This is a genomic window from Mammaliicoccus sciuri (genome assembly GCF_002901825.1).
Taxonomy (GTDB): domain Bacteria; phylum Bacillota; class Bacilli; order Staphylococcales; family Staphylococcaceae; genus Mammaliicoccus; species Mammaliicoccus sciuri.
This window is the reverse complement of sequence record NZ_PPQD01000018.1, coordinates 188,138-201,429: the sequence shown is the minus strand read 5'-3', so window position 1 is coordinate 201,429 and position 13,292 is coordinate 188,138. Positions and strand designations below refer to the sequence as shown.

Genomic DNA, 13,292 nt, shown 5'->3' with positions numbered 1-13,292 from the left:
CGGGGCGGGACTACGAAATCTTTTTATATAAATTAGATTTCTGTCCCGCTCCCTTCCTTTTTGTGTTGTGTGATTTCTGGACCGATAAATGGAATTACCGGTTCAGAAATGAGAAATACGGACCGATAAAATAAAATATCGACCCGCAAACGAGATTTACAGTCCGATAAAATAAATTATCGACCCGAAAATCCACTCCGCATCACCTCATCTTCCATTTTATTTCGGTTGCAAAAACAATTTTAAATAAATTCTTAAAAAGTGCAGAAAAAATATAATTCTATAGTATAATTAAATTTGGTCGAAATTTATTTAGGAGGTCCATTATGAAAGAATTCTTCCAATATTATAAACCCTATAAAGGATTGTTTTTCTTAGATTTTGGTTCGGCTGTTTTCGTAGGTATTCTTGAATTGGTGTTTCCACTTATAACGAGTATATTTATTGACCAGCTATTGCCAACTAAGAATTGGAGTTGGATTGTGATTTTTGTTTTTCTTTTATTATTCATATACGTTGTTGAATCTGTATTAAAATTCATCGTGACGTATTGGGGGCATAAACTGGGGACTAATATTGAAAGAGATATTCGTAATGAGCTTTATGAGCATATTCAAAAAATGAATTTTGGATTCTTTGATAACCAAAAATCAGGTAAAATCATTGGACGATTAACGAACGATTTAATGGATATTGGAGAAGTTGCTCACCATGGACCTGAAGATGTGTTTGTAGCTGTGATGACGCTTGTCGGTTCATTTATCATTATGTTGACGATTGATGTGAAACTTGCGCTTATTACGTTCTGTGTTGTACCGATTATTTTTGTATTAACGATTTACTTTAATCAAAAGATGTCAGGTGCTTTTAAGAACTTATTTAGCAATGTTTCAAGATTTAATGAGCTTATTGCTGATAATGTTGGTGGTATGCGTCTTGTACAAGCATTTACAAATGAGGGTCACGAATTAGCAAGATTTAAAAAGGTCAATGATAATTTTAGAGCGACAAAATTAAAAGCATATTCATATATGTCTTGGAACTTGTCAATTAGTCATATTTCTCAAAAATTAACGTTAATCTTTGTGCTGATTTTAGGAAGTTATTTTGTATTAAATGGATCGTTGTCATATGGTGGATTTGTAGCGTTTATTATGATTACAAATCTGTTATTTAAACCGTTAGAGTCTATTAATATGGTTATTGAACTATTTCCTAAAGGTATTGCAGGATTCAAAAATTTTAAAGAGATTGTCAATATGGATCCAGAAATTAAAGATAATGACGATGCTATCGAATTTATAGATGAACCAGATACAATTGAATATGAAGATGTATCATTCAAATATTCAGAGAAATTAATCTTAAATCAGCTTTCTATCAAAATTGAACAAGGTGAAAAAGTAGCACTTGTAGGACCGAGTGGGGGAGGTAAAACGACAATTTGTTCGTTATTACCAAGGTTCTACGACCCGTTACAAGGTAAGATTAAAATCAATAATCGAGATATTAAATCTTATAAGTTGGAATCATTAAGAAAACAAATTGGTGTTGTACAGCAAGATGTCTTTCTTTTCGGTGGAACATTAAGAGATAATATTATTTATGGTAATTTAAATGCGACAGAAGAAGAAATTAATTACGCAGTTGACCAAGCACAATTAAGAACGTTTGTAGATGAATTGCCAGAAGGTTTAGATACTGTAGTTGGGGAACGCGGTACAAAATTATCTGGTGGACAAAAGCAACGTATTTCAATTGCGAGAATGTTCTTGAAGAATCCGCCAATTATTATTCTTGATGAAGCAACAAGTGCTTTAGATGTTGAAACAGAAAATAAAATACAATCAGCATTTAAGAATTTATCACGTGGTCGAACTTCACTGATTATTGCACATAGACTGAGTACAATTAGACATGTCGATAGAATTGTATATATCGAACAAGGTCAAATTCAAGAAATGGGCAGTCATGATGAACTCATGGATAAAGGTGGTAAATACAAAGATTTATACATGTCACAGTTTGAACAAATTGATGAATTTTAACATTTTGCCAGAGATCTTTTTGAAGAAAAAGGTCTCTGCATTTTTATATTTTGAGCTAAATAATAGACTTTCATTTCAAAGCTGTTATTATAGAGTGGTAATATCTATGATTAAGAGGTGTAACATGAAGATTTCTAAAGGATCAGATTATGGGTTACATGCATTGGCATATTTAATTGCTAAAAGAGACCAACAACCCATCAATGTTAAAAGTTTATCTGAAACGTTAAATGTATCTGTAACATATTTATCTAAAATATTAACGCAATTAGTAAAAGCAGGTGTTATTAAATCTGCATCTGGTGCAAAAGGTGGTTATTACTTAGTTAATAATTGGGAAGACATAACTGTCTATGATATTATTACAGCAATTGATGGTCATCAAAGTACGCTTGAAGATAGTTTTGATCACGGTCCAGAATGTAAAATACAAGAGATATTAACTACAGCTGAAGATGAAATGACGCAAGCTTTAAAAAATAAAACTTTAAAAGATTTAATGTAAGTTAAATCTTTTTTTATCTATCAATTATAGATATTATGACTCTATAATAGTTATGAAAGGTGGAAATACTATGTTTGATTGTATCGTAATAGGTGGAGGGCCAGCAGGATTAGCGAGTGCACTCACATTAGGAAGAGCTTTAAAGAAGACATTAGTTATAGACAATAATAATGCGAGAAATAAAGTGACACAGCACTCACATGCATTTTTAACACAAGACGGTGTAAGACCAGAAGAATTGAGAGCTAAAGCAGAACATGATGTTGATCAATATGATGATGTAACACGTATCAATGACACTGTGTTAAACATATTGAAAGAAGAGCATAATTTTATTGTTGAAACAGCCAATCAACAATATAAAGCTAAAAAAATTATGGTATGTACAGGATTGCGAGAAACATTACCAGAAATTGAAGGTTTAAAAGAAAGTTACGGTAAATCTGTCTTTTATTGTCCATGGTGTGATGGATATGAATTGAGACATCAACCTTTACTTGTAGCTGTTCAACCTGAACATGTGAAACACATGGCGATGCTCATTAACAATTGGACAGACGATATCGTTATAAGTAGTCCTGATTTTTCATTATTAACTGAAGAAGATAAAGCGTTTATTGAGAGTAAACATATCACATTAGTAGAAAGCGAAGTAGCTGAATTTAAACATCATAAAGGGCAAATTAATGAAGTTATCTTTAAAAATGGTGAACGAATTAATAGAAGCGGTGCAATCATTGGTGTGAAGTGGGATACTGATTTTGAATTTTTAAAAGGGCTCAATATTGAAAGAGAAGACAACGGAAAAATAAAAATAAACGAGTTAGGTGAATCATCTGTACCAGGATTGTTTGTAGCAGGAGAGAGTAAAGATTTCATGGCATCTCAACTTATAGACGCAGCAGCAAATGGTAATCAAGTTGCAAAATTTGTAGCAATGCAAATCATTATGGAATCATAAAAAAGGAGTAGGACGAAAAATATAGTCCTACTCCTTTTTTTGCTTATTTTTTAGTTATTTTAATATTAATTTCAAAGTCACCGAATTGAACATTTTGATGTTCAGAATCTGAAGTTGGTTGAAGTATTGTGTTCTCAACTCTGCATAACTCTTGGATTAATGAGTTCTTCTTCTGGGTCTTAGCTATTGAGCCTGAAAAGCTTTTTGGTGGATTTGCCTTTAATTCTAATAGTTCTGATAAAATATCGTCTCTTGTTCTCATACTTATTGCCTCCTAATTTGATAGTTACAATAAAACAGCTCATCTTAAGATTAAGAAGAGCTGTTTAGAGAATCTTCTTATCTTTCAAGTTAAACTTGTTGGATTTAGCACAGTACATACGCCTGTTGCTGAGGTTTCATCGGGCCAATTCCCTCCACCTACTCTTAATAAGACTACGAGCTATTTTATTGTTTCTTTATCATAACGAATTAATTGTATTTTGTCTAATTTTAAAAAGTTAAATGTTTAAAAAGTTTGAGATGGTCTATATATTAAATGAATATGAAGCATAGGAGGAATAGAATATGAAGTATAAAATGATTTCTTTATTATTGTCAGCAGGTATCGTGTTAGCAGCATGTGGTAATAGTGACGATGATAACAATGATAAAAAAGATAATCAAAATGATGAAAAAACTGAACAAACAACTAAAGAAAATAGTAACGACGATCAAAACACAGATGATGATCAAAGTTCTGACAAAGCAACTGAAAATACAGTTAAATGGGATGACGTTAAAGTCTCTCCAGAAGATGCTGTAAAAGCTGCACAAAAAGAATCAAAAGGTGAACTTAAAGATTTATCGTTTGAAAAAGAAACAGGTGATTGGAGTTATAAAGTTGAATTAGTTGATGGAACAAATGAAAATAAAGTACTGATAAATGCAGATGATAAATCTGTTACGAATGTTGAAAAAGAACAAGAAGATAGTGATGATAATAACCAAACATTCAAATTATCAGATGTCGCTAAATTTGAAGATGCACTCAAAGTAGCACAAGACAAAGCTAAAGGTGATATAAAAGAATGGTCACTAAGTGAAGATAACGGAAAACTTGTTTATTCTATTGAATTAAAAGAAGGTAATAAAAAATCAACAGAATTTACAATTGATGCTAAATCTAAAGAAATTCTCGAACAAGAAACTGATTAATTTATTAATAGGCATAGGATAATTCATTTTATCCTATGTTTTTTTGTGTTCTCTTAATGATTATCATTCTCAATTAATGATTTCAAAGAAACCCTAAAAAAATTAAGGTTTCTAAATACTATAGGTACAGACTTATATTTGTATTTTTCATGAATTCTATAAAATTTTTATTGACTATTACACATTATAGGCATAAATTAGTAGTGATAATGATAATCAATTAGATGGAGGGTGTTATGATGAAAAAGTTAGCAACAACTTTATTAGCAAGTACTTTAATTTTAACAGCGTGTGGGAATAGCGCTGATAAGAAAGAAAATGAAGATAAAAAAGAAACAAAGGAAACGAAAAAGTCTGAAAAAGCGGATTTCTCAAAAGAAACAAAAGCTTATAAAGATTTTACAACTGAACAATTGGATAAATTCTTAGCGGATACTGAAAAATTCGTTGAAGCGGTTAAAGCAGACGATATCGAAAAAGCGAAAGAAATTTATCCTACAGCTCGTATGTACTATGAAAGATCTGAGCCAGTTGCTGAAAGTTTCGGTGATTTAGATCCGAAAATTGATGCACGTTTAGCAGATATGAAAGAAGAAAATAAAGAAGACGAATGGTCAGGTTATCACAAAATTGAAAAAGCACTATGGGAAGATAATACTACTAAAGATATGGCACCAGTTGCTGATCAATTATTAAAAGATACGAAAGAATTACGTGCAAAAGTAGATACAGTAGATGTGACACCTAAATTAATGTTACAAGGTTCAATCGACTTATTAAATGAAGTATCTAGCTCTAAAATTACAGGTGAAGAAGAAATTTATTCACACACAGATTTATATGACTTTAAAGCAAACATTGAAGGGGCAGAAAAAATCTTTGAAATATTTAAAGATAAAGTAGCAGATAAAGATAAAAAGCTTGCTGACACAACACAAGAAAGATTTGATAATGTTAATAAATTATTAGATCAGTATAAGACTAAAGATGGTGGATATGAAGATTATACGAAACTATCTAAAGATGAAACGAAAAAACTTTCTGAAGCTGTTGATAAATTAGGGGAATCTTTAAGTCAAATGGCTGTTATTACGGAGTGATGATTGATGTCTAATAATGAAAATCATATAGCTAGAAGGGATTTTCTAAAGCTTGCTGGTGTTGGAGGTGCAGGTTTACTGATAGGTTCTACTGGTGTAGGTGGTACTTTTCTTGCATCTCAATACTTTGCTAAAGATAAAAAAGGCGTAAAAAATAAAATCAATTTTTATGGTAAATACCAGTCTGGCATCACGACAGAACAACAAAAACATATTTACTTTGTCGTTCTGAGCATTAACAAAATGTCAGTTTCAGATGTTAAAGAAATGTTTAAAGTATGGACAAATTATAGTGTCCATTTAATGAATGGTGAATATGTAAAAGAGCTTGGTAAAAACAAAATGTTACCAAGTCCAGATACAGGGGAGGCGATTGGCTTAGATGCCAGTCGTCTGTCTCTTACTTTTGGTATAAGTCCTTCATTCTTTGAGAAAGTTGGATTGAAAAAGCATAAACCAGATTTATTAAAAGATTTACCACATTTTCCTAAAGACCAAATTGATGACAACTATTCAGGTGGAGACATTTGTATACAAGCATGTTCAGATGATCCGCAAGTTAATTTTCATGCTATCAGAAACTTAATTAGAGTGGCTAAAGGTGAAGTTTCAATGAAGTGGAGCCAAGCAGGATTTACCTCATTTGAAGAGAAAGATGGTAAAAAAGAAACGCCAAGAAATTTATTCTCTTTTAAAGATGGAACAGGTAATCCTGATGTCCAAAATAAAAATGATTTAAATGAGTATGTCTTTATACAAGATGGTTGGGCTGAAAATGGTTCATATTTAGTCGCAAGAAGAATTCAAATGTTGTTAGAAACATGGGATAGAACGGCTTTAGGTGAACAAGAAGCTACATTTGGTAGATACCGTCATTCTGGTGCACCAATTGGTAAAGAAAAAGAATTTGATACATTTGACCCTGATATTAAAGATAAAAATGGCGAGAACTTGATAGAAAAAGAGTCACATGTCAGTTTAGCAAAAGCATCTAAAACAAATTTATTAAGAAGATCTTTTTCATATTCAGATGGTATAAACGCAAACACAGGCGCTTTTGATGCAGGATTACTCTTCCTAGCATTTCAAAAATCACCTGAACAATTTATTAAAATCCAAAGTAAAATGGGTGCCATTGATAAATTAAACGAATATATTACACATCGAGGTTCAGGTATTTTTCTATGTTTACCAGGTGTCCAAGAAGGAGGATATTTAGGTGAAACGTTATTCAATCGTATTTAGTTTAGTCGCAATACTATTTATGCTGTTATCTTTGACCGCTAAAGCAGAAACGAGTTTAAGCGATATTTACATCAGTGTGACAGATGCCAAATCGGCTATACAAGATAAAGACGAAAAAGCATTCGACAAGCATTTCAAAGAGATTAAAGATAATTGGCAAAGTACGAATAAAAAAGATCATAAACTTGTGAAAAAAATAGATCAAGATATTGAAAAAGTTGAAAAAACAACGTCTCAAAAAGATAGAGAAAGTGCGCTAAATACACTGACTTCTGATTTAATTGATTATGAAAAAGTATTAAATCCTGTTGATAAACAGAAGAAACGAGATCAGTTACAAAATGAAATGCAGCCATTGATTAAAAATATAACAAAGGCGATTTCAGATAAAGATTTTGAAAAAGCAAAAACGATCAACAATCAATTAAATGCGACTTGGACAAAGAATGAAAAAATTGTTCGAGAAGAAGATATTGGCAGATATGGTCAAGTTGAAACAGCATTAATGTTTACAAGAATTGAATTAACGAAAGATAAAGTAGACGCTAGTAGTGCACAAATGCAAGTCGATCAATTGAAAAAAGAACTTGATGATTATCATGCAGGAAAAAAATCAGATGCTAAAACAAGCAATCAAGATGTTAATATTTTAAATGAACATTTAGATACTGCTATTAAAAATATAGAAAATGATGATTTAGCTAAATCAAAGCAAGCGTTACAACAATTTATTATTGCATGGCCAAATGTTGAGAGTGAAATTAGCACGAGAAATGGTGCGTTGTATACTAAAATAGAACAAAAAATTCCTCAATATGCAGGTCAACTTGATGAAGATAATAAAGATGACATTGGTAGCCAGTTAGAAACACTCAATCAAGAAATTAAATCAACTATTTCTAAGACGAGCTATACATTTTGGGATGCAGCTTTAATCTTATTACGTGAAGGTGTAGAAGCACTGCTCATTATTATGGCATTGCTTACTGTAACACGTAAATCTGAACAAACAAAAGCATCAAAATGGATTGTTACAGGTAGTGTTATCGGTATTGTATTAAGTATTGCGTTAGCTTTCATATTTAAAGCAATATTTGAAAACTTAGGTTCAACAAGAGAGTTAACAGAAGGTTTAGTAGGTATAGGATCTGTGATATTAATGATCATCGTAGGTATCTGGTTGCACTCTAAATCAAGTTTAGATTCGTGGCAGAACTTCATCAATAAAAATATGGATAAAGCCATGTCTACTGGAAGTATCGTTACTTTCGGGTTAGTCGCTTTCCTATCTGTGTTTAGAGAAGGAGCTGAGACGATTATCTTCTATTTAGGTATTGTTGGGAAAATCTCAACATGGTCATTAATATTAGGAATTATCGTCGCATCCGTCATACTGGCGTTAATCGCAATCTTCTTTAACCAAATTACAAAATGGATACCAATACATCGCTTATTCTTTATCATGTCATTATTCATATTTATATTGGCATTTAAAATATTAGGCGTAAGTATTCATACATTACAAATATTAAATATAGTACCTCAACACACAATTAATCACTTACCATTCATAGACTTAATAGGATTTTATCCAACATACGAAACATTGATACCACAATTAGCATTAGTCATTTTAGTTGTGATTTATTATACAATGAGTAAGAAAAAATAGAGTAATTTAAAACGCTAAGACAAAAAGAATTGTCTTAGCGTTTTTAGTGTGTCGCCAAAGTCTTAGACTTTGGTGGTATTTTTTATGCGCATGCTTTCCGCGGGCATGTTCTCAGCCTGTAGTCTTCGAATCATGCTGTTCCCGCAGGAGTCAGCGCTAAAAAATACCCTTTGAAATGATTTCTGTTTCAGATTTAGTACTTAAAAATCAATTTAGTTTTCGTGGTAATTGACATAATAAACTTGATCAATAAATTCTTGTATGAGTTCATCTTCATATTTATATGCTATCTTCTCACTCATCTTTTCATCTAAAATTATATTGTCACTTATATAATCTTGATAATGTCCAATTTCATGCGCTAAAGTTCTTAAAATATTTAAATCACTATCGAAAAGTGACATTTCTTTTTTTAATTGTTCATAGCTATTTGTGGAAACGACTATTCTCGGATACTTAAATAAAGATTTGGGATATTGGAAGTAACCATAAGAATCTTCGAGTTCTTTATGTGTAACTTTTTCGTACTCTAAAGTATAGAATTGTGCGATATGATAATTTAAATCATATAAAATTTCAGAAAGTGCACATTCCAATCTGTTTACAATAATGTTATAGCTCTTCTTAGCCACAAGATATTCTTCAATATTATATAAAGAATAATATATATGACGATTATCAAAGTCTACTTGGCAGTCTGAAAGATAACCATAAGAACTGATTGGAGCATCATGGATAATAATTTTAATGCTTTGATTTAATATGTTATTTCTATTAATCCATTTAATATAATTTCTGATGCTTTGAACTACACTTGTGTGATTACTTTTATTTATTACTGTTATTTTATTCATCTTCATCATCCTCAAACACTTCTTATAATAAATTATCTATATATTACAAATATTGTCAATTGCATTCTACATGCCTTTCATGACATTTGTCATATGATATTCGTGACAGTTTGTACTTATAACGGTTGGTGTGATTTTTTATAATATAGGTAACTTATAAAGGACGGTGATGATTGTGATTGATGTTCAAAATATAACGAAAATCTATAATCAGAAAAAAGTTGTGAGTGATGTTTCTTTTCAAATTAATGAGGGTGAGTGTACGGCTTTAATTGGTCCAAATGGTGCTGGTAAGTCTACTTTGATTGATATGATTATTGGTGACAGACATCCTAATGACGGGCAAATTATTAGTGATGATCAACAATTAGATAAGAAGCGGATGGGTATTTTGTTTCAAACGACGGCTTTTCCGGATGTGATGAAAGTTAAGGAGTTGTTTTATCTTTTTAAGTCTTTTTATAAAGATACGATTTCGATAGAAACTTTTAAAGAAATTACACGATTTGATAATGATAAACTTGAACAATTTGCTGCTAAACTATCTGGTGGCGAACGTAGAATATTGGATTTTACATTATCTATTATTGGAAAACCGGACTTTGTTATTTTGGATGAGCCGACAAGTGCGATGGATACTGAAATGAGAAAGCATTTTTGGAAAGTGATTGAGGAAATGAAGCAAGAAGGTAAAACGATATTTTATACTTCTCATTATATTGAAGAAGTTGAAAGAATGGCTGACCGTGTTGTTGTACTCAATAAAGGTGAGCTTGTTATGGATAGTACGCCTAGAGCGATACGTCATAGTGAAAACAAAACGATGATTCAAATTCCTTTATCGAAAAAAGAAGTAGTGAATATTCTTAAAAATGTTTCGGTTGAAGCATCTAAAGATATGCTCATCATTACCACTGAAGATGTAAATCCTGTTATTAAAGCTTTTATAGACTATGGCATTGATTTTAATGAGGTAGAAATTATTAAAGAGTCATTAATGGATACGATATTTTCAAAAAATGAAGAAAGGGTTTGATGAGATATGTTATGGGCGTATTTTAAATCTGAATTGTTATTGTTAACGAGAAAAAAATCATATTTAATACTTTCGATTATGTTACCGTTAGTATTTTATTTAATATTCACAGCGTTATTGGATTTACCTAAAGAATACGAAACTAAATTTTACAAAGAATATATGTTTAGTATGGCGACGTTCAGTTTAAGTAGTTTCTGTATTATGACGTTTCCATTAGAGATGATAGAAGATAAGAAAATAGGATGGTCAAAGAATTTATTCAAAACGCCTTTATCACCGAGTTATTACTATGCAGGGAAAGTAATGAAATTAATGTGCATGTTTTGTCTAGCCATTATCGCATTATTTTTAACAGGTGCTTTTTATAAAGGTGTTGAAATGTCAGCAGGCGAGTGGATTGGCTCAGGATTGATGTTATGGGTAGGATCTAGCATGTTTTTATCAATGGGCGTTCTCATATCTCAAATAAAAGATATCCAAAAAGCCAGTGCTATCGCGAATATCATATATTTAGGACTTGCTGTATTGGGTGGACTTTGGTTCCCAACAGATCAGTTTCCAGATTGGCTAAAGCATGTATCTTATGCAACGCCAACTTATAATTTAAGAGAACTTTCTTTATCTGTGACAACTCAAGGTGGTATACACTTTGTTTCACTTCTTATATTGGCAATTTATTGTATACTGTTTATAAGTATTGCGTTGATTATACGTAAAAAGACGGAAGTGGTTTAATGACATTAATAGAAAGAATTAAAGAGAATCCTATAGGTTCATCAAACTTAATTTATCTCATCTTTCCGATATTGAGTTTAACAGTGCTTGGTCATAGAGGAGCTTTATGGAGCGGTATATTGGTTACCGCTCTATTTACGATAAGTTATTTAATGATGATTTATGTAGATTTATCTAAAAGGAGCATGCTTAGAAGAATACTTTTAACGGTTCATTTTTTAGGTATATTTTATTTTGTAGATTATTTTAATGCTTCTCATTTATTATTCTTTTTCTATGCAGCTTATATTATTCCATATGTCTTTCAAACTAAAATGAAATCTATCGAAGTATTGATGTATATTGTGTCGTTTATGATTGCGATTTATATTATTGCAGTTGATCATAGAGACTATTTAATTATTATGATACCTATGAGTATTGTCATTATATTTATTATGTTTGGAAATTTTAAAGCGTTAGAATCTGAACAATTAAAGGAAGAAATTAGAAGTAAAAATGAACATATCAATACGTTAATTGCTGAACAAGAGCGAAATAGAATCGGACAAGATTTACATGATACGTTAGGTCATGTGTTTGCGAGTTTAAGTATTAAATCTGAACTTGCAATGAAGTTAGTGGATAAAGATATTAATAAAGCAAAAGACGAAATGGCATCTGTGAATGGATTATCTAAAGAAGCCCTTGTTAAAGTAAGAGCAATTGTAGATGATTTGAAGTTGCAGTCTTTTGAAGAAGAAGTGAAGACGATGGAGACATTGTTAGAAAATGCGAACTTATCATTTGAATTTAAAAATGCTGATCGAGCTCAGTCACTCAGTCCAACTCGGCAGTCAGCACTGTCAATGATTTTGAGAGAAGCGGTTAACAATGTCATTAAGCATGCACAGGCTACTAAAGTAACAGGTGAAATCGTTGAAGAAAATGAACATTTAACATTGGTAATCATAGATGACGGCATAGGTATGAAACACATTGATGAAGATGATTTTAAGAGTATCAAATATCGTGTTCATGCATTAAAAGGTCAATTAAAAGTAAGTAATTTAAATAAAGGATTAAAAATGACGATAACATTGCCTAGAGGGGATGACACATTATGATATCAATTGTTATAGCAGAAGACCAAGAAATGTTACGGAAAGCCATGGTTCAATTGATGGAACTAAATGATGAATTAAATATACTAGGAGACTTTTCAAACGGCGAAGATGCGTTGGAAGGAATTCAAACTCTCGAGCCAGATGTCGCGATACTAGATGTCGAAATGCCTAAAATGACAGGATTAGAAGTATTGAAAAAAGTAAAAGATTCAAATTTAAATACGAAAGTCATCATCGTTACAACTTTTAAAAGACCAGGATACTTTGAAAGTGCGGTAGCAAATGATGTTGATGCATATGTATTGAAAGAACGATCAATAGATGAACTTGTAGAAACAATTAAAAATGTGATGGACGGTAATAAAGAATATAGTGAATCTTTAATGACATCAATGTTTAAAGATAGAAACCCATTAAGTCCGAAAGAACAACTCGTATTGAAAGAAATAGGCAAAGGCTTATCCAGTAAAGAAATATCAAAAGAATTATATTTATCAGACGGCACAATCAGAAATTATACATCGATTATTATAGATAAATTAGAAGCAGATAACCGGTTTGATGCATGGCAGAAAGCAATAGAAAAAGGATGGATATAGTGAGGTGCAAGGGGAGTAAAGGTTATTAGGGAATTTCTGGACCGATAAATAAAATTACCGGTCCAGAAATGGAAAATATGTACCGATAAAAATAATTACCGGTCCAGAAATGAGAAATACGGACCGATAAAATAAATTATCGACCCGAAAACGGGATTTTCAGACCGATAAAAAAATTTATCGACCCGAAAACGGAATTTTCAGACCGATAAAAAAATTTATCGACCCGAA

General features: G+C 31.5%; 13 protein-coding genes and 1 riboswitch. Of the genes, 11 read left to right on the top strand and 2 right to left on the bottom strand.

What is annotated here, in order from left to right; genetic code table 11:
- Positions 1-323: 323 nt before the first annotated feature.
- From CD035_RS05490 to CD035_RS05480, 3 genes are all read left to right on the top strand, one after another.
- Complete coding sequence (locus tag CD035_RS05490) at positions 324-2,048, top strand: ABC transporter ATP-binding protein (RefSeq protein ID WP_048541776.1); 1,725 nt, start codon at positions 324-326, stop codon at positions 2,046-2,048.
- 124 nt (positions 2,049-2,172) lie between these two features.
- On the top strand, positions 2,173-2,553 hold the full coding sequence (locus tag CD035_RS05485) for an RrF2 family transcriptional regulator (RefSeq protein ID WP_048541778.1): 381 nt from the start codon (positions 2,173-2,175) through the stop codon (positions 2,551-2,553).
- A 70-nt stretch (positions 2,554-2,623) separates the two neighbouring features.
- Positions 2,624-3,514: an NAD(P)/FAD-dependent oxidoreductase gene (locus tag CD035_RS05480; protein ID WP_048541780.1), complete on the top strand. Its 891-nt coding sequence runs from the start codon at positions 2,624-2,626 to the stop codon at positions 3,512-3,514.
- Positions 3,515-3,557: 43 nt separating this feature from the next.
- Here CD035_RS05480 and CD035_RS05475 read toward each other — a convergent pair whose 3' ends face one another.
- Positions 3,558-3,776 carry a hypothetical protein gene (locus tag CD035_RS05475; protein WP_048541782.1) on the bottom strand — a complete coding sequence of 73 codons (219 nt, stop codon included), beginning with the start codon at positions 3,774-3,776 and terminating at the stop codon, positions 3,558-3,560.
- Between the two features lie 74 nt (positions 3,777-3,850).
- Positions 3,851-3,950: riboswitch (SAM riboswitch) on the bottom strand.
- A 131-nt stretch (positions 3,951-4,081) separates the two neighbouring features.
- Between CD035_RS05475 and CD035_RS05470 the strand changes: the two genes are divergently transcribed.
- From CD035_RS05470 to CD035_RS05455, 4 genes are all read left to right on the top strand, one after another.
- Positions 4,082-4,711, top strand: coding sequence for a PepSY domain-containing protein (locus CD035_RS05470; RefSeq protein ID WP_048541784.1), 630 nt, complete (start codon positions 4,082-4,084; stop codon positions 4,709-4,711).
- Positions 4,712-4,950: 239 nt separating this feature from the next.
- Positions 4,951-5,811 (top strand): iron uptake system protein EfeO, encoded by an 861-nt coding sequence (gene efeO / locus CD035_RS05465; RefSeq protein WP_037589373.1) that lies wholly within the window; start codon positions 4,951-4,953, stop codon positions 5,809-5,811.
- 6 nt (positions 5,812-5,817) lie between these two features.
- Entirely contained in the window at positions 5,818-7,056 is a 1,239-nt protein-coding gene (gene efeB / locus CD035_RS05460; RefSeq protein WP_048541786.1) for an iron uptake transporter deferrochelatase/peroxidase subunit, read from the top strand.
- On the top strand, positions 7,031-8,728 hold the full coding sequence (locus CD035_RS05455; protein WP_048541787.1) for an FTR1 family iron permease: 1,698 nt from the start codon (positions 7,031-7,033) through the stop codon (positions 8,726-8,728). The genes efeB and CD035_RS05455 overlap by 26 nt, the downstream gene beginning before the upstream one ends.
- 212 nt (positions 8,729-8,940) lie before the next feature.
- Here CD035_RS05455 and CD035_RS05450 read toward each other — a convergent pair whose 3' ends face one another.
- A complete protein-coding gene (locus tag CD035_RS05450; protein WP_103354197.1) occupies positions 8,941-9,582 on the bottom strand; it encodes a hypothetical protein in 642 nt (213 codons plus the stop codon).
- A gap of 175 nt (positions 9,583-9,757) precedes the next feature.
- Between CD035_RS05450 and CD035_RS05445 the strand changes: the two genes are divergently transcribed.
- Genes CD035_RS05445 through CD035_RS05430 form a run of 4 tightly spaced genes read left to right on the top strand, consistent with a single transcriptional unit; the run spans position 9,758 to position 13,061 of the window.
- Positions 9,758-10,618, top strand: a complete 861-nt coding sequence (locus CD035_RS05445) for an ABC transporter ATP-binding protein (RefSeq protein WP_048541790.1) — start codon at positions 9,758-9,760, stop codon at positions 10,616-10,618.
- Positions 10,619-10,624: 6 nt separating this feature from the next.
- Complete coding sequence (locus CD035_RS05440) at positions 10,625-11,356, top strand: ABC transporter permease (RefSeq protein WP_048541792.1); 732 nt, start codon at positions 10,625-10,627, stop codon at positions 11,354-11,356.
- A complete protein-coding gene (locus tag CD035_RS05435; protein WP_048541794.1) occupies positions 11,356-12,462 on the top strand; it encodes a sensor histidine kinase in 1,107 nt (368 codons plus the stop codon). Before CD035_RS05440 ends, CD035_RS05435 begins: the two co-directional genes overlap by 1 nt.
- Positions 12,459-13,061 carry a response regulator transcription factor gene (locus tag CD035_RS05430; RefSeq protein ID WP_048541795.1) on the top strand — a complete coding sequence of 201 codons (603 nt, stop codon included), beginning with the start codon at positions 12,459-12,461 and terminating at the stop codon, positions 13,059-13,061. The genes CD035_RS05435 and CD035_RS05430 overlap by 4 nt, the downstream gene beginning before the upstream one ends.
- Positions 13,062-13,292 lie beyond the last annotated feature (231 nt).

Excerpts from the sequence above, each read along its gene's own strand:
- CD035_RS05485 (WP_048541778.1), top strand. The coding sequence starts at position 2,173 with ATGAAGATTTCTAAAGGATCAGATTATGGGTTACATGCATTGGCATAT.
- CD035_RS05440 (WP_048541792.1), top strand. The coding sequence starts at position 10,625 with ATGTTATGGGCGTATTTTAAATCTGAATTGTTATTGTTAACGAGAAAA.
- CD035_RS05430 (WP_048541795.1), top strand. The coding sequence starts at position 12,459 with ATGATATCAATTGTTATAGCAGAAGACCAAGAAATGTTACGGAAAGCC.
- CD035_RS05450 (WP_103354197.1), bottom strand. The coding sequence starts at position 9,582 with ATGAATAAAATAACAGTAATAAATAAAAGTAATCACACAAGTGTAGTT.
- CD035_RS05470 (WP_048541784.1), top strand. The coding sequence starts at position 4,082 with ATGAAGTATAAAATGATTTCTTTATTATTGTCAGCAGGTATCGTGTTA.
- CD035_RS05435 (WP_048541794.1), top strand. The coding sequence starts at position 11,356 with ATGACATTAATAGAAAGAATTAAAGAGAATCCTATAGGTTCATCAAAC.
- CD035_RS05480 (WP_048541780.1), top strand. The coding sequence starts at position 2,624 with ATGTTTGATTGTATCGTAATAGGTGGAGGGCCAGCAGGATTAGCGAGT.
- efeO (WP_037589373.1), top strand. The coding sequence starts at position 4,951 with ATGAAAAAGTTAGCAACAACTTTATTAGCAAGTACTTTAATTTTAACA.
- efeB (WP_048541786.1), top strand. The coding sequence starts at position 5,818 with ATGTCTAATAATGAAAATCATATAGCTAGAAGGGATTTTCTAAAGCTT.
- CD035_RS05475 (WP_048541782.1), bottom strand. The coding sequence starts at position 3,776 with ATGAGAACAAGAGACGATATTTTATCAGAACTATTAGAATTAAAGGCA.